Annotated in this window: 19 protein-coding genes; 17 read left to right on the top strand and 2 right to left on the bottom strand. The window is 64.3% G+C overall.

What is annotated here, in order from left to right:
* Nucleotides 1–52: 52 nt before the first annotated feature.
* Both MNR02_RS15975 and MNR02_RS15970 read left to right on the top strand, forming a co-directional pair.
* A complete protein-coding gene (locus MNR02_RS15975) occupies nucleotides 53–2,329 on the top strand; it encodes a hybrid sensor histidine kinase/response regulator (RefSeq protein ID WP_241947478.1) in 2,277 nt (758 codons plus the stop codon).
* A 103-nt stretch (nucleotides 2,330–2,432) separates the two neighbouring features.
* A complete protein-coding gene (locus MNR02_RS15970; RefSeq protein ID WP_241599757.1) occupies nucleotides 2,433–3,311 on the top strand; it encodes a GNAT family N-acetyltransferase in 879 nt (292 codons plus the stop codon).
* Between the two features lie 74 nt (nucleotides 3,312–3,385).
* On the opposite strand, the gene MNR02_RS15965 is transcribed toward MNR02_RS15970, so the two are convergent.
* A complete protein-coding gene (locus MNR02_RS15965; RefSeq protein ID WP_241947477.1) occupies nucleotides 3,386–5,671 on the bottom strand; it encodes an NADP-dependent malic enzyme in 2,286 nt (761 codons plus the stop codon).
* A gap of 115 nt (nucleotides 5,672–5,786) precedes the next feature.
* On the opposite strand from MNR02_RS15965, the gene mutS reads away from it, so the two are divergent.
* The 3 genes from mutS to murJ all read left to right on the top strand — a co-directional run bounded on the left by mutS (nucleotide 5,787) and on the right by murJ (nucleotide 13,052).
* The gene (gene mutS, locus MNR02_RS15960; RefSeq protein ID WP_241947476.1) at nucleotides 5,787–8,525 is read left to right on the top strand and encodes a DNA mismatch repair protein MutS; all 2,739 of its coding nucleotides are present in this window, start codon (nucleotides 5,787–5,789) and stop codon (nucleotides 8,523–8,525) included.
* Nucleotides 8,526–8,619: 94 nt separating this feature from the next.
* A complete protein-coding gene (locus MNR02_RS15955) occupies nucleotides 8,620–11,463 on the top strand; it encodes a [protein-PII] uridylyltransferase (RefSeq protein WP_241948896.1) in 2,844 nt (947 codons plus the stop codon).
* Entirely contained in the window at nucleotides 11,460–13,052 is a 1,593-nt protein-coding gene (gene murJ, locus MNR02_RS15950; RefSeq protein WP_241947475.1) for a murein biosynthesis integral membrane protein MurJ, read from the top strand. The genes MNR02_RS15955 and murJ overlap by 4 nt, the downstream gene beginning before the upstream one ends.
* 5 nt (nucleotides 13,053–13,057) lie before the next feature.
* On the opposite strand, the gene MNR02_RS15945 is transcribed toward murJ, so the two are convergent.
* A complete protein-coding gene (locus MNR02_RS15945; protein ID WP_371746755.1) occupies nucleotides 13,058–13,495 on the bottom strand; it encodes a YcbK family protein in 438 nt (145 codons plus the stop codon).
* A 310-nt stretch (nucleotides 13,496–13,805) separates the two neighbouring features.
* Here MNR02_RS15945 and trpS point away from each other — a divergent pair, with 310 nt between their 5' ends.
* The 12 genes from trpS (at nucleotide 13,806) to lnt (ending at nucleotide 24,464) form a co-directional block, all read left to right on the top strand.
* The gene (gene trpS, locus MNR02_RS15940) at nucleotides 13,806–14,873 is read left to right on the top strand and encodes a tryptophan--tRNA ligase (RefSeq protein ID WP_241947473.1); all 1,068 of its coding nucleotides are present in this window, start codon (nucleotides 13,806–13,808) and stop codon (nucleotides 14,871–14,873) included.
* Between the two features lie 37 nt (nucleotides 14,874–14,910).
* Nucleotides 14,911–15,402: a universal stress protein gene (locus MNR02_RS15935; RefSeq protein WP_241599768.1), complete on the top strand. Its 492-nt coding sequence runs from the start codon at nucleotides 14,911–14,913 to the stop codon at nucleotides 15,400–15,402.
* A 97-nt stretch (nucleotides 15,403–15,499) separates the two neighbouring features.
* Nucleotides 15,500–16,069 (top strand): NifU family protein, encoded by a 570-nt coding sequence (locus MNR02_RS15930; RefSeq protein WP_241599770.1) that lies wholly within the window; start codon nucleotides 15,500–15,502, stop codon nucleotides 16,067–16,069.
* Between the two features lie 30 nt (nucleotides 16,070–16,099).
* Nucleotides 16,100–16,741 carry a tRNA (adenosine(37)-N6)-threonylcarbamoyltransferase complex dimerization subunit type 1 TsaB gene (gene tsaB / locus MNR02_RS15925; protein ID WP_241947472.1) on the top strand — a complete coding sequence of 214 codons (642 nt, stop codon included), beginning with the start codon at nucleotides 16,100–16,102 and terminating at the stop codon, nucleotides 16,739–16,741.
* Entirely contained in the window at nucleotides 16,741–17,235 is a 495-nt protein-coding gene (locus tag MNR02_RS15920; protein ID WP_241947471.1) for a GNAT family N-acetyltransferase, read from the top strand. Before tsaB ends, MNR02_RS15920 begins: the two co-directional genes overlap by 1 nt.
* Before the next feature lie 38 nt (nucleotides 17,236–17,273).
* Nucleotides 17,274–17,699, top strand: coding sequence for a Fur family transcriptional regulator (locus tag MNR02_RS15915; protein WP_134648023.1), 426 nt, complete (start codon nucleotides 17,274–17,276; stop codon nucleotides 17,697–17,699).
* Nucleotides 17,700–17,741: 42 nt separating this feature from the next.
* Nucleotides 17,742–18,530 (top strand): 1-acyl-sn-glycerol-3-phosphate acyltransferase, encoded by a 789-nt coding sequence (locus tag MNR02_RS15910; protein WP_241947470.1) that lies wholly within the window; start codon nucleotides 17,742–17,744, stop codon nucleotides 18,528–18,530.
* Nucleotides 18,531–18,599: 69 nt separating this feature from the next.
* Nucleotides 18,600–19,991: a tRNA (N6-isopentenyl adenosine(37)-C2)-methylthiotransferase MiaB gene (gene miaB, locus MNR02_RS15905; protein WP_241947469.1), complete on the top strand. Its 1,392-nt coding sequence runs from the start codon at nucleotides 18,600–18,602 to the stop codon at nucleotides 19,989–19,991.
* 27 nt (nucleotides 19,992–20,018) lie between these two features.
* Nucleotides 20,019–21,071, top strand: a complete 1,053-nt coding sequence (locus MNR02_RS15900; protein ID WP_241947468.1) for a PhoH family protein — start codon at nucleotides 20,019–20,021, stop codon at nucleotides 21,069–21,071.
* Between the two features lie 16 nt (nucleotides 21,072–21,087).
* Entirely contained in the window at nucleotides 21,088–21,594 is a 507-nt protein-coding gene (gene ybeY / locus MNR02_RS15895; RefSeq protein WP_241947467.1) for an rRNA maturation RNase YbeY, read from the top strand.
* A gap of 13 nt (nucleotides 21,595–21,607) precedes the next feature.
* Nucleotides 21,608–22,759, top strand: a complete 1,152-nt coding sequence (locus tag MNR02_RS15890; protein WP_241947466.1) for a hemolysin family protein — start codon at nucleotides 21,608–21,610, stop codon at nucleotides 22,757–22,759.
* A 121-nt stretch (nucleotides 22,760–22,880) separates the two neighbouring features.
* Nucleotides 22,881–24,464, top strand: coding sequence for an apolipoprotein N-acyltransferase (lnt, locus tag MNR02_RS15885; protein ID WP_241947465.1), 1,584 nt, complete (start codon nucleotides 22,881–22,883; stop codon nucleotides 24,462–24,464).
* The last annotated feature ends 147 nt before the right edge of the window (nucleotides 24,465–24,611 follow it).

Below are 24,611 nucleotides of genomic sequence, written 5' to 3'. Positions count from 1 at the left end.
TTTAGCGACTTGCTGAAGCCGATTTGAACGGTCCGCGTGATAAGCGGATCCCATGAGCGAACCCGTAAAGCTACAGAGCCGGCTTCAGGCCGAATTTGCCGAGGCACCGTCCCGGTCGGCTCGTGGCCGACTGGATGGAGAGGCGACGCTCGACGACGTAGCATCCGCCACCCCGGCACCCGCGTCGGGTAACCATGCGACGATCCGCAACGTCATTGCCGCCGTCGGCCTGCTTTGCGCCGCGCTGGTTCTGATAACCGGGATCGCATCGGGCTTCTATGTCGCAGCCGCCGGGCTCGGCCTTGCGGGCATCGCCGGTGCTGTCTTCCTGTTCCTATCCCGCCGACCGGCCGCCGGCATCGAGACGGTGCACGATCGCGGCTGGGAGCGCAGCGAGACCTCCGAAATCCTCTCGGCGATCCATGATGTGCTGGGCGATATCATCGTCACCCGCACACTTGATGGCCGTATCCTGCGGGCCAATGCCATTCTGGGCGAACTGACGGGCGTCGCCGATGTCGAAGGCTGTAAACTGGAAGCGCTCGGCCTTTCCTTCCGCTCGCAGGCAAGCGCGCATCGCTACGATGTCGACATGCAGGGCCCGGCGGGCATGCGCATCTATTCCTGGCATGATGTCACGGTGCGCGATCCCGCGTCCGGCGAGCTGGTGGTGCAGTCCATCGCTCGCGATGTGACGGAGGAGCGCCGCGCCGAAGTCGAGCGCGAGAAGGCCCGTCAGCGCGCGGAGGCGGCAAGTGACGCCAAGTCACGCCTGCTCGCCACCGTCAGCCACGAAATCCGCACGCCGCTTTCAGGCATCCTCGGCATGTCGCATCTGCTGGGACAGACCCGGCTCACGGCCGAGCAGAAGAATTACCTCGCCGGTATGCGCCAGTCCGGGCACGCCCTGGTGCAGCTCGTCGACGATCTGCTCGACTTCTCCAGCATCGAGGCCGGGCGCTTCCAGCTGCGGCCCTCCGAAGAGCCGGTGCGTCCGATGCTGGAAAGCGTCGTGGAGATGCTGTCGCCGCGCGCCCATGAAAAGGGCATCGAGATCGGTTCGTTCGTCTCCGCAGATGTGCCGGGCCTGCTTCTCTATGACGCTTCGCGCCTGCGGCAGGTGCTCTACAATGTCGTCGGCAATGCGGTGAAATTCACCCATAGGGGCGGTGTCCTGCTGGAAACGGCGCTCGACGGCGATGCCATCGTTATCCGGGTGACGGATACGGGGCCCGGCATGCGGCCGGACGAGCAGGCCCGCATCTTCGAGGAGTTCGAACAGACGGGCAGCGCTGCCCAACGCAGCGGCGGCACCGGGCTGGGGCTTGCGATTTCCGCACGCATCCTTTCCGAGGCCGGCGGCGCTCTGACACTCGAAAGCACGCCCGGCCGCGGAAGCATCTTCACCATTCGCATGCCGGTCGAGGCGCGGTCGCGCCCCTCCCGCGGCGCGCGCAAGAGCGTGCTGCGTGGCAGCCTCGTCTTTCTGTTGGCGCCGGCAGGCCCGGCATCGGCGGCGCTGGTGCACACCATCGGCGCGCTCGGCGGCGCCTGCTACCTCGCCACGTCCGTCGAGGAGGCCCAGGACGCCGCGGGCCGCCTGGCCGAGCGTGGCGAAAGCCTCACCGATATCATCGTGGACAACCGCCTGGCCGGGGCCTTTCGCCGCGAGCTGGCCGACTTGGCCTATTTCCGCGAGAGCGCCGCGCGCCGGATCTATCTCGTCAATCCCGAAGATCGCGGCAGCCGCGCCATCGGCAAGGCCGAAGGCTATGATTCCTGGCTGATCCGGCCGTTGCGTGAGCGCTCGCTCGTCGAGGTGCTGCGCGGGCGGATGAAGGGCATCGAGGTGCGCGATGCCATCAACGACAACCGCCCGATCCTGAAGGACCCGCCGCCGGTGGCGCCAGATCCGCGTCCGGCGGCATTTTCCGGCATCCGCATCCTTCTGGCAGAGGACGATCCGGTCAACGCCATGCTGGTGCGTTCTGTCCTGGAGCGCGCCGGCCATACGGTGCGCCACGTGCCGGATTATCCGGCTCTTGTCTCCGCGCTCGGCGGGGCGACGGATGCGGGGCCGTTTGCGCCTGACCTGATCGTCACCGATCTCGGCATGCCGGGTGGAGAGGCGCAGGAGATGATCGCGCGGATCGTGCGCTGCGATTACGGCAATGCCCGCCTTCCCGTGATGGTGCTGACGGCGGACAACCGCACGGGCCTCGCTGAGGAACTCCTTGCCATCGGCGCCGATGCGGTACTGGCCAAGCCCGCCGATCCCGCGCGTCTTCTGGGAGAAATCGCCCGGATCGCGCGGCGGGCACGGGCCTGACGGGCGACGCCGGCGGCTTTGCCCTATCCAAGCCAGCTTTACGTCATTATCCTGTTGCAGAATCGTGATTAAAGTCGCGAAGCTTGTTAACGGGTAGACTTCCATGACGCTCGACCTCGCCCAGACCATCGCTCCCGCGGAGATCGCTCAGAAGCCCGCCCCGGCAACGGAACGGCCGGCGTCTGACGTGCTGGGCCGCATCGGCAATCTCGAAACCCGTCTGGCGCGCTCCGTCTCCGAGATCGATGCCGCGCAGGCCGTGCGCTACCGGGTCTTCGTCGAAGAGATGAGCGCCCAGCTTTCGCCCGATGCCGTGCGCCGCAAGCGCGATATCGACGCCTGGGATATGGTGTGCGATCACCTGCTCGTGCTCGATACTTCGATCGAGGGTGACGCCGAGGAACAGATCGTCGGCACCTATCGCCTGCTCCGGCAGGATGTGGCGGCGGTTTCCGGCGGCTTCTACTCGCAGTCAGAATTCGATGTCGATGCGCTGATTGCCCGCCATCCCGACAAGCGCTTCATGGAGCTCGGCCGCTCCTGCGTGCTGCCGGCCTATCGCACCAAGCGCACGGTCGAGCTGCTCTGGCAGGGTGCCTGGGCCTATTCGCTGAAGCATGGCGTGGACGTGATGTTCGGCTGCGCCTCCTTCCACGGCACGGTGCCGGAAGAGCACGCGCTGGCGCTCTCCTTCCTGCACCACAATGTGCAGGCCAAGGACGACTGGAGCGTTTCGGCCCGGCCGGAGCTTTTCCGCGTCATGGATCTGATGCCGGCGGAAGGCATCGATGCGCGCAAGGCGCTGGTGGCCATGCCGCCGCTTGTGAAGGGCTATCTGAGGCTCGGCGCCACGATCGGCAGCGGCGCGGTGGTGGACCACGCCTTCAACACGACGGACGTGCTGATCGTTCTACCGATCGGCCAGATTTCGGGCCGCTATCTCAACTATTATGGCGCAGACGCCGGGCGTTTCGCGAGCTGAGAATGAGACAGTAGGCAACACAGGCCGCAGGGGTGTTTTCTTCCCCTGCTGCCTGCTGCCTGCTGCCTACTGCCTTAACCGCCCGAATTATACGCGGCCAGCGTCGCCATGTTGACGATGTCCGAATCCTTCGCACCCATCGAGACGATCTGCACCGACTTGTCGAGGCCGACCAGAAGCGGGCCGATGACGGTCGAGCCGCCGAGTTCCTGCAGCATCTTGGTCGAGATCGATGCCGAGTGGAACGCCGGCATTACCAGCACGTTGCCGGGGCCTGAGAGACGGCAGAACGGATACTGCTCCATGATGCGCGGATTGAGCGCGACATCGGCCGCCATTTCACCGTCATATTCGAAATCGACGCGCCGGCGGTCGAGGATCTTCACCGCCTCGCGCACCCGCTCGGATCGTTCGCCCGACGGATGGCCGAAGGTGGAGTAGGCGAGCATCGCCACGCGCGGCTCGTAGCCGAGGCGGCGGGCAAGGCCGGCAGCCTCTTCTGCTATATCGGCCAGTTCCTCGGATGAGGGCATGTCGTGCACGGCCGTATCGGCCACCAGCACGGCGCGGCCGCGGCAAAGCGCCAGCGAGGCGCCGATGACGCGGTGGCCGGGCTTGGGGTCGATGCAGCGGCGCACGTCTTCCAGCGCGGTGGAGTAGTTGCGGGTCAGGCCCGTCACCATCGCATCTGCATCGCCGAGTGCCACCATGCAGGCCGCGAAATGGTTGCGGTCGTTGTGGATCATGCGCTGTGCATCGCGGTAGAGGAAACCCTTCCGCTGGATGCGGGCATAGAGATAGTCGATATAGGCATCGTTGCGCGTCGAGATGCGGGCATTGAGCAGCTGGATGCCGGGCCGGTCGAGGTCGATGCCGGCGCGCTCAGCGATCTCCCGCATCCGGTCGTCGCGGCCAACGAGAATGGCGGTACCGAGCTGCTGGTTGGCATAGGACACGGCGGCGCGCATCATCTGCTCTTCCTCGCCCTCGGCGAAGACGACACGTTTCGGCTGGCGGCGCACGCGGGCGTAGATCTGCTGCAGCGTCGAGGCGATCGGGTCGCGCCGCGCCTTCAGGTCACGCGCATAGGCGTCGAGGTCGGGAATGTCCTTGCGCGCCACGCCTGTTTCCATCGCCGCCTTGGCCACAGCGACGGGAATGGCGGAGATAAGGCGCGGATCGAAGGGCACGGGAATGATGTATTGTGCCCCGAAACGCGGACGCACGCCCTGATAGGCGGCGGCCACGTCATCGGGCACGTCTTCCTTCGCGAGGTTGGCAAGCGCCTCGGCGGCGGCAATCTTCATGGCATCGTTGATTGTTGAGGCCCGCACGTCGAGTGCGCCGCGGAAGATGTAGGGGAAGCCCAGCACGTTATTGACCTGGTTCGGATAATCCGAGCGCCCCGTCGCCACGATCGCGTCGTCGCGGATGCGCGCGACTTCCTCGGGCGTGATTTCCGGGTCGGGATTGGCCATGGCGAAGATGATCGGGCGCGGGGCCATGGAGCGGATCATTTCTTCGGAAAACGCCCCCTTGGCCGAGAGGCCGAACACCACGTCGGCGCCGGCCATCGCCTCGGCCAGCGAGCGGCGGTCGGTCTTGACCGCATGGGCGGATTTCCACTGGTTCATGCCCTCTTCGCGGCCCTGGTAGATCACGCCCTTGGTGTCGCAGAGGATAACGTTGTCAGGCGAAAAGCCCATCGCCTTGATGAGTTCGATACAGGCGATGGCGGCCGCACCCGCGCCGTTGCAGACGAGCTTCGTCGTCTTGAAGTCGCGGCCGGTCAGCGCCAGCGCATTGATGAGGCCGGCGGCGGCGATGATGGCGGTGCCGTGCTGGTCGTCGTGGAAGACCGGAATGTCCATCAGTTCGCGTAGGCGGCTTTCGATGATGAAACAGTCCGGGGCCTTGATGTCCTCGAGGTTGATGCCGCCGAAGGAGGGGCCGAGATAGCGCACGCAGTTGATGAACTCGTCGACATTCTCCGTATCGACCTCAAGGTCAATGGAATCGACATCCGCGAAGCGCTTGAAGAGCACCGACTTGCCTTCCATGACCGGCTTGGAGGCGAGGGCACCGAGATTGCCAAGGCCGAGAATGGCCGTGCCGTTCGAGATGACGGCGACCATGTTGCCGCGTGTGGTGTAGTCGTAGGCGGTCGAGGGGTCTTCGGCGATGGCCTTCACGGGTACGGCCACGCCGGGCGAATAGGCGAGCGACAGGTCGCGCTGCGTCGCCATCGGCTTGGTGGGCGTGATCTCCAGCTTGCCGGGGCGGCCGGATGAGTGGAAGTCCAGCGCTTCCTTGTCCGTGACGCTGGCCTTCTGGCGATCGGATTTGTCGGTTCCCGGCATGCTCTCCCCCTTCATACTCCTGTGGGCGATAGGCCCACAACTCCACGCAGGTGTTGTTTTCTATAGCGGCACATGGCTAGGGTGACACCTCTTTTTTGGGAAGAACTGACTCTCCGTGAACGACCAGATCGCACGACCGAACGATATCCTGTCGACGGCCGAACTCGCCTCCGACGAAAGCCGCGCATCGGCCACGCCGATGATGGAGCAGTTTATCGAGATCAAGGCTGCCAACCCCGACAGCATGCTGTTCTACCGCATGGGGGATTTCTACGAGCTGTTCTTTCAGGATGCCGTGGACGCCTCCCGCGCGCTCGGCATCACGCTGACGAAGCGCGGCCAGCATATGGGCCTCGACATCCCCATGTGCGGCGTGCCGGTTCATGCGGCGGACGATTATCTGCAACGGCTTATCGCGCTCGGTTTCCGCGTTGCCGTCTGCGAACAGGTCGAGGACCCGGCGGAAGCCAAGAAGCGCGGCTCGAAATCCGTGGTGCGCCGCGATGTCGTGCGCCTCGTCACGCCGGGCACGCTGACCGAGGAAAAGCTGCTCTCACCCTCGGATGCCAATTACCTGATGGCCGTCGCGCGCATCCGTGGCGGAGCGGAACCCTCCATGGCGCTGGCCTGGATCGATATCTCGACCGGCATCTTCCGCCTGTCGGAGACCGCGCAGGGCCAGCTTCTAGCCGATATCCTGCGCATCGATCCGCGCGAACTGATCGTGCCGGACACGCTGTTCCACGATCCCGAGTTCCGCCCGGTGCTCGACGTTCTCGGTCGCCTGGCCGTGCCGCAGCCGGCCGTGCTGTTCGACAGTGCCACGGCGGAAGGCCGCATGGCGCGCTATTTCGGCGTCTCCACGCTCGACGGTTTCGGGACGTTTTCGCGCGCCGAAATGGCCGCAGCCTCTGCCGCCGTCGCCTATGTGGAAAAGACCCAGATCGCGGAGCGCCCGCCGCTCGGCCGGCCTGAGCGCGAAAGCTCGGCCTCGACGCTCTTCATCGATCCGGCGACCCGCGCCAATCTTGAACTGGTCCGCACGCTGTCGGGCGAGCGCAGCGGCACGCTTCTGAAGGCGATCGACCGCACCGCCACCAGCGGCGGCGCGCGACTTCTGGCCGAACGCCTGATGTCGCCGCTGACCGACCCCGAGACGATCAACGCCCGGCTCGATTCGATTGCGACGCTCGCCGACCGGCCCTCTTTCTGTGAGGACCTGCGCCGTGCCCTCAAGCAGCTGCCGGACATGCCGCGCGCGCTTTCGCGCATTGCGCTCGGCCGTGGCGGTCCGCGCGATCTGGGCGCGATCCTGCAGGGGCTTTCCACCTCCGCCGAGATCGCCCGTCTCATGGCGTCGGAAGCGCTGGAGGGCGAGCTTGCCGCCGCGCGCGACGCGATCGCCACGCTGCCGCTCGATCTGTCGCACCGCCTCGCATTCATGCTGGCCGACGAGCTGCCGCTTTTGAAGCGCGACGGCGGTTTCATCCGCGAGGCGGCGGATGCCGAACTCGACGAGATGCGGGCGCTGCGCGACCAGTCCCGCCGTGTCATTGCCGGCCTCCAGCTAGAATATGCCGAGGAGACCGGCGTCAAGTCGCTGAAGATCAAGCACAACAACGTGCTGGGTTATTTCATCGAGGTGTCGGCCGGAAACGCCTCGGCGCTGACGGATAGCGACGCGGCGAAGGCTCGCTTCATTCACCGCCAGACCATGGCCGGTGCGATGCGCTTCACTACGACGGCGCTGTCGGAACTCGAAACCAAGATCGCCAATGCTGCCGACCGCGCGCTCGCCATCGAGCTTGCCGCCTTCGACGGCCTCGTCGAGGCGGTGGTGGCCGAAGCGGAAGCGATCAAGGCGGCAGCGCGCGCGCTTGCCGTCGTGGACGTGTCCGTCGGACTGGCGGCCCTGGCGGAGGAGCAGGCCTATTGCCGGCCGGTGGTGGATGGCTCGACCATGTTCGCCATCGTCGGCGGGCGGCATCCGGTCGTGGAACAGGCGCTGCGCCGCCAGCACGGCACCGCCTTCGTCGCCAATTCCTGCGACCTCTCGCCTCAGGACGGCAAGGGCCATGGCGCGATCTGGTTGCTGACCGGCCCCAACATGGGCGGTAAGTCGACCTTCCTGCGCCAGAATGCCCTGATTGCCATCCTCGCCCAGATGGGCTCCTACGTGCCGGCCGAAAGCGCCCATATCGGTGTCGTCGACCGGCTGTTCTCGCGTGTCGGCGCGTCCGATGACCTCGCGCGCGGTCGCTCCACCTTCATGGTCGAGATGGTGGAAACGGCGGCGATCCTCAACCAGGCGACGGATCGCTCGCTTGTCATCCTCGATGAAATCGGCCGCGGCACTGCGACCTTCGACGGCCTGTCCATCGCCTGGGCTGCCGTCGAGCACCTGCATGAAGCCAACCGCTGCCGCGGCCTGTTCGCCACGCATTTCCACGAGCTGACGGTGCTGTCGGAGAAGCTCGCACGCCTTTCCAACGCCACAATGCGCGTCAAGGAGTGGGACGGCGACGTGATCTTCCTTCATGAGGTCGGCCCGGGTGCAGCGGATCGCTCCTACGGTATTCAGGTGGCGCGCCTTGCCGGCCTTCCAGCCTCCGTGGTGGCGCGTGCGAAGGACGTGCTCGCAAAGCTCGAGGATGCGGACCGCAAGAATCCGGCAAGCCAGCTGATCGACGATCTGCCGCTGTTCCAGGTCGCGGTGCGCCGCGAGGAGGTGCAACGCAGTTCCGCTCCGTCGAAGGTCGAGGAACTGGTGAAGGAGCTCAACCCGGATGACATGACGCCACGCGCGGCGCTGGAAGCGCTTTATGCGTTGAAGAAAGAACTTGGCAACCGGTAACGGCTAGGGTGATTGTCCTCGCGTGCCGAAAGGGTCTATAGGCATGCGCACCGAACGGGCGATGGACGACAAGCGGGACGCAAGCCGGAATCCGATGGAAAAGAAGCTTCTGGCACCGGCCGAATCCGGCCTTCTCGACGTGCCTGCACTGCGCGCAAGATGCGAATTCATTGCCAGCACCAATGCCGACTATCGCGACCGCATGCGCAGCGCGCTTCTGGCCGAGTTCAAGAAGGCCAATAGCGAGGGCAGGGCACGGGCGCGCGAGCTGCTGTTTGCGGACGGTAGCGGCCTGCAATGCGCCGCACGCATCTCCTGGCTTCAGGATCAGCTGATCGCGGTCCTTCACGATTTCACGCTCAACCATGTCTTCAGCGCCGGCCAGGCGCCGCCTGCCGCGCGCATCACGGTCACGGCTGTCGGCGGTTACGGGCGCGGTACGCTGGCGCCGGGCTCCGATATCGACCTGCTTTTCCTGCTGCCGGCAAAGCCTGCCGCCTGGAGCGAGCCGGCCATCGAGTTCATGCTCTATATCCTGTGGGATCTGGGCTTCAAGGTTGGCCATGCAACCCGCAATCTCGAGGAATGCATCCAGCTTTCCAAGGGTGACATGACGATCCGCACGGCGATCCTCGAGGCTCGCTTCATCTGCGGCTCGGTCGCTCTTTTCGAGGAGCTGGGCGTGCGTTTCGACCGCGAGATCGTGCGCGGAACCGGCCCGGAATTCATCGCCGCCAAGCTTGCCGAGCGCGACGAGCGTCACCGCAAGGCCGGTGACACGCGCTACCTCGTCGAGCCGAACGTCAAGGAAGGCAAGGGCGGGCTGCGCGACCTGCACACGCTGTTCTGGATCGCCAAATATTTCTACCACATCCGCGACCCGGCCGAACTGGTGAAGCTCGGCGTGCTCTCGCGGCAGGAATACAAGCTCTTCCAGAAGGCGGACGACTTCCTCTGGGCCGTGCGGTGCCACATGCACTTCCTGACCGGCAAGGCGGAAGAGCGGCTGTCCTTCGACATCCAGCGCGAGATCGCCGAGTGCCTCGGCTACCAGCCGCATCCGGGCCTTTCGGCCGTCGAGCGCTTCATGAAGCACTACTTCCTCGTCGCAAAGGACGTGGGCGACCTCACGCGCATCTTCTGCGCGACGCTGGAGGATCAGCAGGCCAAGGAAGCGCCGGGCCTGACCGCGGTGATCACCCGCTTCACCCACCGCACGCGCAAGATCGCCGGCACGCTGGATTTCGTCGAGGACCGCGGCCGCATCACCATTGCCAGTACCGATGTCTTCAAGCGCGATCCGGTCAACATCATCAGGCTCTTTCACATCGCCGATATCAACGGGCTGGAATTCCACCCGGATGCGCTGAAGCAGGTCACGCGCTCGCTGAAACTCGTCAATGCCGCACTGCGCGAGGACGAGGAGGCGAACCGCCTCTTCCTATCCATCCTGACCTCGCCGCGCGATCCCGCGCTCAGCCTGCGCCGCATGAACGAGGCGGGCGTGCTTGGCCGGTTCATCCCGGAATTCGGCAAGATCGTCGCGATGATGCAGTTCAACATGTACCATCACTATACGGTCGACGAACACCTGATCCGCGCCGTCGGCGTGCTGGCAAGCATCGACCAGGGCCGCGAGAAGGAGGCCCATCCGCTCAGCTACCAGGTGATGCCGGCCATCGAGGACCGCATCGCGCTCTATGTCGCGGTTCTGCTGCACGACATCGCCAAGGGCCGCCCCGAGGATCATTCGGTGGCCGGGGCGAAGGTCGCCCGCAAACTCTGCCCGCGTTTCGGCCTCTCCCCGAAGCAGACGGAACTGGTCGTCTGGCTCATCGAGGAACATCTGACCATGTCGATGGTCGCGCAGACCCGCGACCTCAACGATCGCAAGACCATCGTCGACTTCGCCGACAAGGTGCAGTCGCTGGAGCGCCTGAAGATGCTGCTCGTGCTGACGGTCTGCGATATCCGCGCGGTCGGCCCCGGCGTGTGGAACGGCTGGAAGGGCCAGCTGCTGCGCACCCTCTACTACGAGACCGAGCTTCTGATTTCCGGCGGCTTTTCCGAACTGTCGCGCAAGGAGCGGGCGCAGGCGGCGCGCGAGGTCCTGCTCAAGGCATTGCCGGCCGACTGGAGCCAGAAGGATCGCAAGACCTATGCGAACCTCAACTATGATCCCTATCTGCTGACGGTCTCGCTGGAGGATCAGGTTCGGCATGCGGCTTTCATCCGCGAGACCGACAAGGCCCGCCAGACGCTGGCGACCACGGTGCGAACCCACTCGTTTCATGCCATCACTGAAATCACGGTGTTATCGCCCGACCATCCGCGGCTTCTGACCGTGATTGCCGGTGCCTGTGCGGCGGCCGGCGCCAACATCGTCGATGCGCAGATCTTCACCACGTCCGATGGGCGCGCCCTCGACACGATCCTCGTCAACCGCGAGTTCCCCAACGATTCCGACGAGATGCGCCGCGCCGGCACGATCGGAAAGATGATCGAGGACGTGCTGTCCGGCCGCAAGCGCCTGCCGGAAGTCATTGCCACGCGCGCCAAGAGCCGAAAGCGCAGCCGCACCTTCACCGTCTCGCCCGCCGTCACCATCTCGAACACGCTCTCAAACAAGTTCACCGTCATCGAGATCGAGTGCCTCGACCGTCCCGGCCTGCTGTCGGAAGTCACGGCTGTGCTGTCAGACCTCTCGCTCGACATCGCCTCGGCGCATATCACGACCTTCGGCGAGAAGGTCATCGATACCTTCTACGTCACCGATCTGGTCGGCCAGAAGATCACAACGGACAACCGGCAGGCCAATATCATCGCGCGGCTGAAGGCCGTCATGGCGGATGAGGCGGATGAGCTGCGCGACCGCATGCCGTCAGGCATGATCGCGCCGGTTCCCGTGACGCCGAAAAAGGTCAGGGCAGAACAATGAGTCTCGTCAAGAAATTCGCGACGGTGGGCGGCGCGACGCTCGGCAGCCGCGTGCTCGGCTTCGCGCGTGAGACGCTGATGGCGGCCGCTCTCGGCACGGGCCCCATGGCGGATGCCTTCTATGCCGCCTTCCGCTTCCCCAATCTCTTCCGTCGCCTCTTTGCCGAGGGCGCCTTCAACGCCGCCTTCGTGCCGCTTTTCGCCAAGGAGATCGAGGAGGGGGGTGTCGATGGTGCGAAGCGCTTCTCCGAAGAGGTCTTCGGCGTCCTTTTTACGGTTCTTCTGCTCCTGACCATCGCGATGGAGCTGCTGATGCCGCTCATCGTCGCCTGGATCATCGCGCCGGGGTTTGTGGGCGACGCGGAGAAGTTCGACGTGACGGTAAAGCTTGCCGTCGTCATGTTCCCCTATCTCATGTGCATGTCGCTGACAGCCATGCTGTCGGGCATGCTGAATTCGCTACATCACTATTTCGCGGCCGCCGTTGCGCCTGTTTTCCTCAATGTCGTGCTGATCGGCGCGCTGGGCTATGCGCTCTGGCAGGGTGCCTCGCCGCTCGATACGGCGTGGTATCTCTCCTGGGGCGTGCTGGTCGCGGGCCTGTTGCAGATGGCGGTGCTTTACGCCGGTGTGCGCCATGCCGGCATCCGGATCGGCTTTCGCCGGCCGCGCATGACGCCGAACGTCAAGCGCCTGCTGTGGCTGGCCTTTCCGGCGGCCGTGACGGGCGGCATCACCCAGATCAACCAGCTCATCGGCCAGATGATCGCCTCCACCAAGGACGGCGCGATCGCCGCTTTGCAATATGCCGATCGCGTCTACCAGCTTCCGCTCGGCGTCGTCGGCATTGCCGTGGGTGTGGTCCTGCTGCCCGAGCTTGCGCGCGCGCTCAAGGGCGGGCACCAGATCGAGGCGGCGAATATCCAGAACCGCTCCATGGAGTTCGTGCTCTTCCTCACCCTGCCGGCGGCGGGCGCGCTCTGGGTCATTTCCGACGAGATCGTTCGGGTTCTCTACGAGCGCGGCGCCTTCAGTCCGGACACGACCTCGATCGTTGCCGGGACACTCGCGATCTATGGCCTCGGCCTGCCGGGCTTCGTGATGATCAAGGCGCTCAATCCCGGTTTCTTCGCCCGCGAGGATACCAAGACACCCATGCGCATCACCATGCTGTCGGTGGTGGTGAACTGCATCCTGGCTGTCTCGCTCTTTCCGCTCTTTCACGAGCGGGGCATTGCCACCGCCGAGGCCGTCTCCGGCTGGCTGACCGCGATGCTTCTCTTCGTGACGTTGGTGCGGCGCGGGCACTGGCCGCTGGAGCGGGCTCTTGCCTGGCGTGTCGCGCGCCTCATCATCGCGACCGTCGTCATGGCCGTGTCGCTGGAATATGCCTCCGGTTTCCTCGCAGATCGGCTCGCGCCCTCCTCGCCGCTCCTTGAGCAGCTGGCAGCACTCGGCCTTCTGATCGGCTTTGCCATGGTCGTGTACTTCTCGGTCGCCTTCCTCATCGGCGGCGCCGATCTCGGCATGATCCGGCGCAACATGAAGCGCAAGGCGAAAACCGTGCCGGGCGACGGGTCGGCCGAATAGCTTGCCTAGCGCGCGGCCAGCCGCGCGCGCTTTGTGAGCCGTGCGAGCCCTCCGCCGCAATGATGCCAGCGCCGCTTTGGCCCCACATCGACATGCACGATGCCGTTGCAGTAGGTGCCGATCCCGCCGATGGCGGGTGCTGAGCGTGCGGCCGCGAGGATGCGATTTATCGAAACGCCGGGAATGCGAATGTCCGCCGCCAGGCATTTGCGATGATAGGAGCCTCGCCGGCCGTTCGAGCGGTGGCCGGAGGTGACGAGCGGCCTGCGGCCCACTGCGCGGGCGATATGCGACAGCACGCCCCTGAGCTTTCCGGGGAAGCATCGGTGCCGCACGCGCGGCGTCTGGATACTGTATGTTTTCGCCACCGCACCATTGTCAGTTCTGGCGGCATGTTTTTGGCTACGGCCTGCCGTTGTCTCCGTCGCGAAAAGCGATGTCATCGCGACGACGCAGGCAAGCAAAATGGAACCGTTCCTTTGCACGGTGCCCTCCCGTTTTGCGCCCCTTCGTCACAAAACGGCCGATCGGGATCGGCCTTCCCTCAAATCCCCGCAGCTAGGAACAACCGCAAAGTGTCTTTTATAAGGACTCCCTGATGAGAGGTGCTGCCGCAAGAAACGTCCCACTTGATCGGCGTCCCTGCGCCGTGCATAAGCGCGGCGTATTTCTTTGCAGGTCCGCCCGCAAAACCGGGCCGGAAACTGCGCGTGCAACAGGACCAGGCCCTCCACCCGCCTGAAGGAAACCGTCATGAGCGCATTCAAGCCCCTCGTCTTCTCCGGCGTGCAGCCGACCGGCAACCTCCATCTCGGCAATTATCTCGGCGCGATCCGCAAGTTCGTGGCGCTTCAGGACGATAACGATTGCATCTATTGCGTCGTAGACCTGCACGCCATCACCGCGCAGCTGGTGCACGAGGACATGCGCGGCCAGATCCGCTCGATTGCCGCTGCCTTCATTGCCGCCGGCATTGATCCGAAGAAGCACATCGTCTTCAACCAGTCCGCCGTGCCGCAGCATGCCGAGCTCGCCTGGATCTTCAACTGTGTGGCGCGCATCGGCTGGATGGAGCGCATGACCCAGTTCAAGGACAAGACCGGTGGCAAGAATGCTGAACAGGTCTCGCTCGGCCTGCTCGCCTATCCGAGCCTGATGGCCGCCGACATTCTCGTCTACCGCGCGACGCATGTTCCCGTCGGCGACGACCAGAAGCAGCACCTGGAGCTGACGCGCGACATCGCGCAGAAGTTCAACATCGACTTCGGCAACCACATCCGCAAGGCCGGCACCGGCGTCGATATCGTGGTCGGCGAGGAGCCGGTGCATGCCTATTTCCCGATGGTCGAGCCGCTGATCGGCGGTCCGGCACCGCGTGTCATGAGCCTGCGCGACGGCACGAAGAAGATGTCGAAGTCGGATGCCTCCGACCTGTCGCGCATCAACCTGACGGACGATGCCGACACGATCTCCAAGAAGATTCGTAAGGCCAAGACCGATCCCGACGCCTTGCCGAGTGAGGTCGAAGGCCTGAAGGGTCGCCCCGAAGCGGACAACCTCGTCGGCATCTACGCCGCGCTTGCCGACAAGACCAAGGCCGAGGTGCTGGCCGAATTCGGCGGCCAGCAGTTCTCGGCCTTCAAGCCGGCGCTGGTCGATCTCGCCGTGACCGTTCTTTCGCCGATCACGGACGAGATGCGCCGCCTGATGGACGATACGAGCCATATCGACGCCATCCTGCGCGATGGCGGCGAAAGGGCGCGGGCACGGGCCGAAAAAACCATGAAGGAAGTTCGCGACATCATCGGTTTTGTGCAGTAAGGTCGACCCCGAAACGTCTTAGAGAGAAGGGGGCCGCATGGTTTCTCGACGACTTTCCCGCCTGGAAGGCCACCGCCGCAAATTTCTGGCCGTCATCGATGACACGCCGGAATGCCAGCGCGCCGTGCATTATGCGGGAATGCGTGCGAAGAATTCCAACGGCGCCGTTGTGCTGCTCTATGTGATCGCCAATGGCGATTTCCAGCAATGGCTGGGTGTCGAGGAGATCATGCGGGCGGAGGCGCGCGAAGAGGCCGAGGCTGTGCTGGCCAAGGCCGGCCAGGCGCTGCGCGAGGCCATCGGCATCGAGCCGGAAACCGTGATTCGCGAGGGCGTGGCGAGCGAGGCGATCAACGGCCTGATCGAGGAAGACCGCGATATCGCCATCCTCGTTCTTGCCGCCGGCTCGTCCAAGGAAGGGCCGGGGCCGCTCGTGACATCGCTCGCCAGCCGCGCGCAGGCGTTTCCGATCCCCGTCACCGTGATCCCCGATCAGCTGAGCGACGAGGAACTGGATGCGCTGAGTTGAGGTCTCGACCTTGAAGATAACGGCCGAAAGGTTTATCTTCTTTTGAACGTTTCTAAAGAATATGGCCGCGAGCCTGTCAGGCCGCACGGAGAGTAAGATGTTCATCCAGACCGAAACGACGCCGAACCCGTCGACCCTGAAGTTCCTGCCGGGCAAGGTGGTGCTGGAGAGCGGCACGGCCGAGTTTCGCGACGAGACCGAAGCGCGCGCTGCGTCTCCGCTTGCCGCCCGCCTCTTCGGCATTCCCGGCGTCACGGGCGTTTTCCTCGGCTATGATTTCATTACCGTCACCAAGGACGGCGCCGACTGGCAGCATATGAAGCCAGCCATCCTCGGCAACATCATGGAACACTTCATGTCCGGTCAGCCGGTGCTGGCCAGTGGCGCTTTCGGCGGCAACGGCGATGATGAGGGCGAGTTCTTCGAGGCGGGCGACGAGACCATCGTCGCCACCATCAAGGAACTGCTTGACACGCGCGTGCGCCCGGCCGTCGCCCAGGACGGCGGTGACATCACCTTCAAGGGTTTCCGCGACGGTGTCGTCTATCTCAACATGAAGGGCGCCTGCTCGGGTTGCCCGTCCTCGACGGCGACGCTCAAGCACGGCGTGCAGAACCTTCTTCGCCATTTCGTACCGGAAGTGCAGGAAGTTGAAGCCGTCGCATAAGGCCCGCCGCGCATATCGCCGGTGCCCGGCATGATCGTTCTCGCGATCGACACGGCGGGAACGGGCTGCTTTGCCGCACTCTATGACTCCGATAAGGATATCGTCCTCGGCGCCGCCGGGGCAGATATCGGCCGCGGCCATGCCGAGCGGCTGATGGAATTCGTCGATGCCGCGTTTGAGGAGGCCGGCATGGACCTCCCGGATATCGACCGGGTTGCCGTCACCATCGGCCCCGGCTCCTTCACGGGCATCCGCGTCGGTGTTGCCGCCGCGCGCGGCCTGGCGTTGGCGCTTGGCGTGCCGGCCGTCGGGGTCTCGACGCTTGCCGCCCTTGCTGCCGACCGGCCCGGGCCGTCGCTCATTGCCATCGATGCCAAGCGCGACGAGGTTTATTGGCAGCGTTTCGCAGCCGATGGCAGCGCGGCAACGCCCCCGGCTATTGCCTCGGTCGAGGCGGCGCGTGCCGTCGTACTGGCGGATGGCGAAGCGCTTGGCGGTTCGGCCGCAGCGTTGCTGCGCGCGGATGCCGGAGCAGAGACGGACAGCGTTTCCATCGCGACCGTTGCACGGCTCGGCGCCGGCCTCGATCCCGCGGTCAACCAGCCGAAGCCACTTTACCTGCGCGGGCCCGACGCCAAGCCACAGGCGGGCTTTGCGATCCGGAGGGCGTGATGTCTCTCAGCGACTATTTCACCCGCAAGCCGGTGTTCGAGGTCTTTCCGCTCGAAAAGGATGATGTAGGCCTGGCCGCGGCCCTGCACAGGCTGCGCTTTGCCCAGCCGTGGAACGATGGCGAGCTTCACTCGCTGTTGTCGCAGGATACCGTCTTCGGCTTTCTCGCCCTGAAGGCCGGCGTGGCGGAGCGCGCCGCCGGCGGTTTCGTGCTTGCGCGCGCCACGGCCGGCGAGGCGGAAATCCTGACCATCGGCGTCGACCAGCGCTTCGGGCGCGGCGGTCTCGGATGGCGCCTGATGCTGGCAGCGCTGCGCGAGGCGAAGATGCGCGGTGCAGAGGATATTTTCCTTGAGGTGGATGCCGCCAATCATGCGGCCTGCGGCCTTTATACAAAGCTCGGCTTCGCCAAGGTCGGCGAGCGCAAGGCCTATTATGCCTCGGCCGATGGCGCCCGCTCCACGGCGCTTGTCATGCGGCGCGATCTTCGCTAGTCCCCTTTCGGGAGGCCGGAAGAACGAGGGCAGGTCGTATGACGTATGTCGAGAAATCGCTGGAAGAGCTGTGTGTCGAGCGCGGCATGCGCATGACAGAGCAGCGCCGCGTTATCGCGCGCGTATTGGAGGGCTCGGCCGACCATCCCGACGTGGAGGAGCTCTATCGCCGCTCCTCGGCCATCGATTCGCGCATTTCCATCTCCACCGTCTATCGCACCGTCAAATTGTTCGAGGATGCCGGCATCATCGAACGCCATGATTTCCGCGACGGACGGTCGCGTTACGAAACCGTGCCGGACGAGCATCACGATCACCTGATCGACCTGAAGCACGGCCACGTCATCGAGTTTCACTCCCCGGAAATCGAGGCCCTGCAGGAGCGCATCGCCCGCGAGCACGGCTTCAAGCTGGTCGATCACCGGCTGGAGCTTTACGGCATCCCGCTCAAGGAGGGTGAGTGAGGCCCGTCGCCGCTCCCGCCCTGACATCGGTCCGGTGAGCGCTTGATTACCCGGCTGCGCATCGCCCTGGGCGTCTTTGTCCTTCTTGCGGTCACGCTCCTGCTGCTGCCGCTCCAACTCCTTGGCCTGCGCTTCAACTGGAAGATCCGCCGCGTTCTGCCGCGTTTCTGGCACCGCGTCGCCTGCCGGGTGCTCGGTATCAGGGTGCGTGTGCATGGTACGCTGGAGACGAAGCGTCCGCTGCTCCTGGCCGCCAATCACGCTTCGTGGAAGGACATTCTGGTGCTCGGTTCGGTAGCCGATGTCGTCTATATCGCCAAGTCCGACGTGCGCGACTGGCCGGTCTTCGGCATTCTCGCCCGCCTCCAGGCGACGATCTTCGTGGAGCGCGAGCAGCGCCAGAAGACCGGCGAACAGGTCAACGAAATCGCCGAGCGCCTGACAGCCGGCGAGATCGTCGTGCTTTTTCCCGAGGGAACGACCTCCGACGGCAATCGCCTGCTGGAGGTAAAATCCTCGCTCTTCGGTGCCGCCGCCTCCGCCGTGCCGCACGCGCCCGACGGTATCGTTCACATCCAGCCCGTTTCCATCGCCTATACCGGTCTGCACGGCATGGCGATGGGCCGCTACCACCGCCCGATCGCCGCCTGGCCGGGCGATATCGAACTCCTGCCGCACCTCATGGGCATCCTGCGCGCCGGGGCCGTGGACGTCGATGTCGATTTCGGCGAGCGCGTGGATTACGAGCGCACGAGCAATCGCAAGGAGGTAAGCCGCACGGTCGAGGCACGCATCCGCGCCATGCTCGGCGCACGCCTGCGCGGGCGGTAGCCTGCGGTTGCAACGGCGAAAACAAAGAAATGCTTCATTCTCCGGGCTTTTTCCACTATGGAAACGGCCATGAGCGAACAGTCCCTTTCCGCCCCCGATGTCCCCGTGGCCACGCCGAACACCCGCAAGGTGTTCGTCAAGACCTATGGCTGCCAGATGAACGTCTATGACAGCGACCGCATGACGGATGCCCTGTCGAAGGACGGCTATCAGGCGACGGACGTGCTGGAAGAGGCCGATCTGGTCCTGCTCAACACCTGTCACATCCGCGAGAAGGCAGCCGAGAAGGTCTATTCTGAGCTCGGCCGCCTGCGCGAGATGAAGAAGGCCCGCGCCAAAGACGGCCGCGAAATGGTCATCGGCGTTACCGGCTGTGTCGCCCAGGCCGAGGGCAAGGAGATCCTGCGACGCGCGCCTGCCGTCGACCTTGTCGTCGGCCCGCAGACCTATCACCGCCTGCCCGACGCGCTGCGCCGCGCCAAGGGCGGTGAGCGCGTCGTCGAGACGGACTACGCCATCGAGGACAAGTTCGAGCACCTGCCCGCGCCGGAAAAGGCCAGGACCCGTGCGCGCGGCGTTACCGCCTTCCTCACCGTGCAGGAAGGCTGCGACAAGTTCTGCACCTTCTGTGTGGTGCCCTACACGCGCGGCTCGGAGGTCTCGCGGCCCGTAGCGCAGATCGTCACGGAGGCCGAGCGTCTCGTTGATGGCGGCGTGCGTGAGATCACGCTGCTCGGCCAGAACGTCAATGCCTGGCACGGTCTCGGCCCCGATGGCAACGAGTGGGGGTTGGGCGACCTGCTTTATCGCCTCTCCGCCATCGAAGGACTGGCGCGCCTGCGTTATACCACCAGCCATCCGCGCGACATGGACGACCGCCTGATCGAGGCGCATCGCGATCTGCCCAAGCTGATGCCCTATCTGCATCTGCCAGTGCAGTCCGGCTCCGACCGCATCCTGAAAGCCATGAACCGGCGCCACACGGCCGCAGAATATGTCGCCCTGATCGAGCGCATCCGTGCCGTCCAGCCGGACCTTGCGATATCAGGCGATTTCATCGTCGGCTTCCCGGGCGAGACGGATGAGGACTTCGAAGACACGATGCGCCTCATCGAAACCGTCGGTTATGCACAGGCATTTTCGTTCAAATATTCCATCCGCCCCGGCACGCCGGGCGCGGAGATGGACGGCCATGTGGCAGAGGACGTGAAGGCCGAACGCCTTGAAAGATTGCAGGCTTTGCTGTTTCGCCAGCAGCGCGAATTCGCCAGGACCTGCATCGGCAAGGAGATCGACCTGCTTCTGGAGAAGCCCGGCCGCATGCCCGGCCAGCTCGTTGGCCGGTCGCCCTGGCTCCAGCCTGTGAATATTGATGCAAAAGGTTCTGAAATCGGTGACATTATCCGGGTACGAATCATCGATGCCGGGCCCAACAGCCTCTTCGCCGAAGCGATCGGTTGACGGGTTTCATACAAGGAGCTTGACCGCTTGAACGGACACGAACTGATGACGTCCTCGCCGCGCCAGTCGAAGACCGAGACCGACGCAAATCAATTCGTGCTCACTTTCGAGAACAATCGATACGCAAGCGAGCTTTTCGGCCAGTTCGATCAGCATCTGAAGCTCATCGAGCAGCGCCTGCATATCGATGCGCGGGCGCGGGGCAATTCCGTCGTCATCTCCGGCGATGTCGTGGCCACCAGCCAGGCCCGCCGGGCACTGGATTATCTCTATGACCGGCTCCAGAAGGGCGGCTCCATCGAGCTTTCCGATGTCGAGGGCGCCATCCGCATGGCGATTGCAGCCGACGACCAGCTGTCGCTGCCGACCATGGAGCGCAAGGCCAAGCTGAGCATGTCGCAGATCTCCACCCGCAAGAAGACCATCGCCGCCCGCACGCCGACGCAGGACACCTATATCCGCGCGCTGGAGCGCTCCGAGCTGGTCTTCGGCGTCGGCCCGGCCGGTACAGGCAAGACCTATCTCGCCGTCGCCTATGCCGCGCAGCTTCTCGAGCGTGGCGCCGTCGACCGCATCATCCTGTCGCGTCCGGCCGTGGAAGCCGGCGAACGCCTCGGCTTCCTGCCTGGCGACATGAAGGAAAAGGTCGATCCCTATCTCCGCCCGCTCTATGACGCGCTCTACGACATGATGCCGGGCGACAAGGTCGAACGCGCCATTGCCGCCAATGTCATCGAAATTGCGCCGCTCGCCTTCATGCGCGGCCGCACGCTGGCCAATGCCGCCGTCATCCTCGACGAGGCACAGAACACGACATCGATGCAGATGAAGATGTTCCTGACGCGTCTGGGCGAAAACGGCCGCATGATCGTCACCGGCGACCCGAGCCAGGTCGACCTGCCGCGCGGTGTCAAGTCGGGCCTCGTGGAGGCCCTGCAGATCCTCAAAGGCGTCGAAGGCGTTTCCGTCGTGCGCTTCAAGGATGTCGACGTGGTGCGCCATCCTATGGTCGCGCGCATCGTGCGGGCCTATGAGGCGACGACCGCCGTGCAGGACGAAAGCGAGCAGACCGACCGCTAAGCGGTCGACAAGTCCAATGAGCGAACTTGATATCCAAATTTCCATAGAGGAGGGCCTATGGCCCTCCGAGGCGCATCTGCTCGACATGAGCAAGCGGGTGCTCGGTGCTGCCGCCGATTTTCTGCGCGACAATGAAAAGCAGCCCTTTCCGAAAACAGGTGCACCGGAAGTCTCCCTCGTTTTCACCAATGACGCGGAGATCCGCGGCATCAATGCGCAATGGCGCAGCCAGGACAAGCCGACCAACGTCCTGTCCTTCCCAGCCTTCCCGCTGACGCCCGGCAAAATGCCGGGGCCGATGCTCGGCGATATCATTTTTGCAGAGGAAACATTGACCCGCGAGGCTGCCGAACTCGGCAAGTCTTTCGACGACCATCTCACGCATCTGATGGTGCATGGATTTCTGCATCTCTTCGGCTATGATCATATGGACGACGAAGAGGCGGAAAAAATGGAAGGGCTTGAGACTCGCATTCTTGCCGGGCTTGGCCTATCTGACCCATACGGGGACGATCCCGATTAACCAGTTTGGACCAATGAGCGACTTCAGAAACCAGTCCGTAGCGACGGAAAAGCACGAGGCGGATGCCTCAAGTCAGGACGAGGCGGGCAGTAGTACCAGCGCGCCGAAGCAGGAAAACGGGAGCCGGACATCTCTCTGGTCCCGTGCAACGCGGCTTTGGCGCATGACAGGGGCCTCCAGCCTCCGCAAGGACCTCGCAGAGGCCTTGATGACGGAAGAGAGCGGCGGCTCGCCGGCCTTCCTGCCCGAAGAACGGGCGATGCTGCACAACATTCTCCGGTTCCGCGAGGTGCGGGTCGAGGACGTCATGGTCCCGCGCGCCGATATCGAGGCCGTCGACCAGGACATCACGATCGCCGAGCTGATGGTAATCTTCGAGGATTCCGGCCGCTCGCGCATGCCGGTCTACCATGAAAGCCTCGATGATCCGCGTGGCATGGTCCATATCCGCGACCTGCTCGCCTATGTTACCAAGCAGGCCCGCAACAAGCGCCGAAGCGGCGCCAAGGCCGTGGCCGCAAACGGCGAAAAGCCTGTTCGCACGCCGAAAGCCGAATTCGACCTCGGCCGTGTCGATCTTTCCAAGACCGTCGCGGAAGCTGGCATCATCAGGCAGGTCCTCTTCGTGCCGCCGTCGATGCTGGCCGCCGACCTGATGGCGCGCATGCAGGCCGACCGTACGCAGATGGCGCTCGTCATCGATGAATATGGCGGCACGGACGGTCTCGCCTCGCTGGAGGACATCGTCGAAATGGTTGTCGGCGATATCGAAGACGAGCACGACGACGAAGAGGCCATGATCCAGCGCGCCGGCGACGACGTGTTCATCGCGGATGCCCGCGTCGAACTCGAGGAGCTGGCCGAAGCGATCGGTCCGGATTTCGATATTCGCGCCCAGCTGGAGGATGCCGATACGCTTGGCGGCCTTATCTTTGCATCGCTTGGACGCATTCCGGTGCGCGGCGAGGTGGTGCAGGCGGTGCCAGGCTTCGAATTCCACGTTCTGGATGCCGACCCGCGTCGCGTAAAGCGCGTGCGTGTCACCCGCAAGCGTGCCAGCGCGGTGCGCCGTCGGGAACGTCGACCCGAGGGCGAGGCGGGGGCGGTGACGCCGGAGCGTGCGACGGTTTCGGAGCCGCATGCCGACAGCACCGGCACAGACTGAGCCGTCCTCAAACAATCTTCAAAATGATCTGCGCCTTGTCCTGCCGTGACGCGGGACAAGGCGCCGGTTTTTTGGAAGACTGGCGCGGCTGATTCGGGGAAAGCGACAAGAAGGGGACGGCATGGAGCGGCTTGCGGGCACGGTCATGCTCCTGTCTGGAAAAAGACGGGCGCTTGTTGCATTTCTTGCCGGCCTGCTCGGCGTCCTGGCACTGCCGCCCTTCGGCTTCCTGGCGGCGCTGTTCGTTTCATTCACCCTGCTGGTCTGGCTTCTCGACGGTGCGACCGCCGCGCCCGAGGCCGGCTTTATTCGGCGACTGGCACCCGCCTTCCGCATCGGCTGGCTGTTCGGCTTCGGCTATTTCGTCGGCGGGCTCTGGTGGCTCGGCAATGCCTTGCTGGTGGAAGCGGATGCCTTCGCCTGGGCCGTGCCGCTCGCAGTGCTCGGGCTTCCGGCCTTCCTTGCCTTCTATTACGGCTTCGCTGCAGCGCTTGCCCGGCTGTTCTGGTCCGATGGCATGGGCCGGATCGCCGCGCTCGCCTTTGCGTTCGGCGTGGGAGAATGGCTGCGTGGCACGCTGTTCACCGGCTTTCCGTGGAATGCCGTCGGCTATGGCATGATGCCGGTCCCGCTGCTGATGCAATCCGCAGGCTTCGTCGGTATCGCCGGCATGAACGTGCTCGCCGTCTTCGTCTTCGCAGCTCCCGCGCTGCTCGGCACGCGGCAGGGAAGGGTGGCCGGCCTCGGCCTCGCCGTGATCCTCTTTGCAGCCCATGTCGGCTGTGGCGTCTATGCGCTGCATGTCGTGCCGTTGCCGGAAAACCAGGCGACGGTCATCCGTCTTGTCCAGCCGGTCATCGACCAGGCCATGAAGCTCGACGATTCCGCCCGCGCGGACATCTTCGAAAAACATCTGGCGCTGAGCGCTGCCAAGCCTGCCGAAGGGGACAAGCGGCCGGATATCGTCGTCTGGCCGGAAACGTCCATACCCTTCATTCTGACGGACAATCCCGATGCGCTGGTGCGGATCGCGCAGGTTCTGGATGACGACCAGGTCTTGATCGCCGGGGCGGTGCGCACCGAAAGCGCGGGGTCCGGCAAGGCGCCGCGCTACTACAACTCGATCTACGCGATCGACGGCAAGGGGCAGATCATCGGCGCGGCCGACAAGGTTCATCTTGTGCCCTTCGGCGAATACATGCCCTTTGCCGATGTCTTCGAAAGCCTCGGCGTCTCCCCTGTGGCCATGCCAGGCGGGTTTTCGGCGGCACGCGAGCATCCGCTGTTGAACGCGCTCGGCAAGGGTCTCTATCCGCTGATCTGCTACGAGGCGATCTTCCCTTCCGAGATCGGTCCCGCATCCGACGCGGCGGCCGCTCTGCTGAACGTCACGAACGATGCCTGGTTCGGCAACACGCCCGGACCCTACCAGCATTTTCAGCAGGCGCGTCTTCGCGCCGTGGAGCGCGGCATGCCGTTGATTCGCGCCGCCAACAACGGTATTTCCGCAATCGTCGACGCCAGGGGCGAGGTGATCTCGGGCCTGTCTTATGACATTGCCGGTTTTGTGGATGCAACCCTTACGGGTAGAATTGCGCAGGGCGAATGGTCGAAGTGGCGGGATTGGCTCTTTCCCGTTCTTCTCGGCCTTTTCTTTCTTGTGGCCAGCATTTCGCGCGTTGGTTTTAGAAACAGATTGAATTGACCAAAAACCCCTAAAATAGCATAGTGCCCGCCACCGGTCGTTCTCCTGTAATGTCGGACTCTCCGGAGGTCGCGCATACAACGTGACGTTAAGTATTCAGTAAGGGTGCCGGTCGGGGTGGGGCCATTTCCGCGTTAGGACCAAAGT

It is taken from the genome of Shinella sp. H4-D48 (genome assembly GCF_022637395.1).
In the GTDB taxonomy this organism is placed as follows: Bacteria; Pseudomonadota; Alphaproteobacteria; order Rhizobiales; family Rhizobiaceae; genus Shinella; species Shinella sedimenti.
This window is presented reverse-complemented; position numbering and strand designations above follow the sequence as displayed.

Excerpts from the sequence above, each read along its gene's own strand:
- MNR02_RS15975 (WP_241947478.1), top strand. The coding sequence starts at position 53 with ATGAGCGAACCCGTAAAGCTACAGAGCCGGCTTCAGGCCGAATTTGCC.
- MNR02_RS15970 (WP_241599757.1), top strand. The coding sequence starts at position 2,433 with ATGACGCTCGACCTCGCCCAGACCATCGCTCCCGCGGAGATCGCTCAG.
- MNR02_RS15965 (WP_241947477.1), bottom strand. The coding sequence starts at position 5,671 with ATGCCGGGAACCGACAAATCCGATCGCCAGAAGGCCAGCGTCACGGAC.
- MNR02_RS15955 (WP_241948896.1), top strand. The coding sequence starts at position 8,620 with ATGGAAAAGAAGCTTCTGGCACCGGCCGAATCCGGCCTTCTCGACGTG.
- murJ (WP_241947475.1), top strand. The coding sequence starts at position 11,460 with ATGAGTCTCGTCAAGAAATTCGCGACGGTGGGCGGCGCGACGCTCGGC.
- MNR02_RS15945 (WP_371746755.1), bottom strand. The coding sequence starts at position 13,495 with ATGACATCGCTTTTCGCGACGGAGACAACGGCAGGCCGTAGCCAAAAA.
- trpS (WP_241947473.1), top strand. The coding sequence starts at position 13,806 with ATGAGCGCATTCAAGCCCCTCGTCTTCTCCGGCGTGCAGCCGACCGGC.
- MNR02_RS15935 (WP_241599768.1), top strand. The coding sequence starts at position 14,911 with ATGGTTTCTCGACGACTTTCCCGCCTGGAAGGCCACCGCCGCAAATTT.
- MNR02_RS15930 (WP_241599770.1), top strand. The coding sequence starts at position 15,500 with ATGTTCATCCAGACCGAAACGACGCCGAACCCGTCGACCCTGAAGTTC.
- tsaB (WP_241947472.1), top strand. The coding sequence starts at position 16,100 with ATGATCGTTCTCGCGATCGACACGGCGGGAACGGGCTGCTTTGCCGCA.
- MNR02_RS15920 (WP_241947471.1), top strand. The coding sequence starts at position 16,741 with ATGTCTCTCAGCGACTATTTCACCCGCAAGCCGGTGTTCGAGGTCTTT.
- MNR02_RS15915 (WP_134648023.1), top strand. The coding sequence starts at position 17,274 with ATGACGTATGTCGAGAAATCGCTGGAAGAGCTGTGTGTCGAGCGCGGC.
- miaB (WP_241947469.1), top strand. The coding sequence starts at position 18,600 with ATGAGCGAACAGTCCCTTTCCGCCCCCGATGTCCCCGTGGCCACGCCG.
- ybeY (WP_241947467.1), top strand. The coding sequence starts at position 21,088 with ATGAGCGAACTTGATATCCAAATTTCCATAGAGGAGGGCCTATGGCCC.
- MNR02_RS15890 (WP_241947466.1), top strand. The coding sequence starts at position 21,608 with ATGAGCGACTTCAGAAACCAGTCCGTAGCGACGGAAAAGCACGAGGCG.
- lnt (WP_241947465.1), top strand. The coding sequence starts at position 22,881 with ATGGAGCGGCTTGCGGGCACGGTCATGCTCCTGTCTGGAAAAAGACGG.